The sequence below is a fragment of the Paractinoplanes rishiriensis genome (assembly GCF_016862375.1).
GTDB classification, from domain to species: domain Bacteria; phylum Actinomycetota; class Actinomycetes; order Mycobacteriales; family Micromonosporaceae; genus Actinoplanes; species Actinoplanes rishiriensis.
Map to the genome: position 1 here is coordinate 1 of NZ_BOMV01000179.1, position 653 is coordinate 653.

At 68.5% G+C, this 653-nt stretch carries 1 protein-coding gene; it reads right to left on the minus strand.

Going from position 1 to position 653, the window contains the following annotated elements:
* The coding region (locus Ari01nite_RS49500; protein WP_203791711.1) for an MFS transporter at positions 1–653 on the minus strand (653 nt) is incomplete at both ends.

Consider the following 653-nt stretch of genomic DNA (forward strand, 5'->3'; position numbering starts at 1 on the left):
ACGCCGCCGAGCAGGTTGTTGAAGGTGCTGAAGTACAGGATCGTGAGCAGGCCGGGCACCGCGCGTACGGCGGTCAGGGCGCCGCGCAGGTCGAACGCGGTTGCGCTGCCGGTGTGCGGTGCGGGGGCGGCTTCCGGGATGGTGATGGTGACCAGGTGGGCCAGGGCGAGTCCGGTGAGGGCGAGGGTGATCAGCAGGGACCAGCCCATGCCGAGCAGGCCGATGGCGAGGCCGCTGAAGACTGAGGTCAGGGCGAACGAGATGCCGTTGACCGTGCCGACCAGCCCGTTCGCCCGGTCGTGCTGGTCGTCGGGCACGAGCAGGGTGACCGAGGTGGAGAGGGCGATGGTGCGCAGGTTCCCGGCGATGGCCCCGGCCAGGACGAGCACGGTGAATCCCCAGAATTCGAGCCGTGTGAGGTCGCGGAAATTCTCGGCGGGGGTGGCCAGGTAGAGGGCGCCGGCGAGGGTGTACGCGATCAGCGACGCCACGCTGGAGACGAGCATCGAGGTTTTTCGCCGGTGCCGGTCGACGAAGGTGCCGAAGTACATGCCGCTGGCGGCGAGCATGAGCATGTAGGCGCCGCCGACCACCGAGGTCGCGATGACGGACTTCGTCTCCAGGTAGGCCCAGAAGGTCAGGGCGAACCAGAT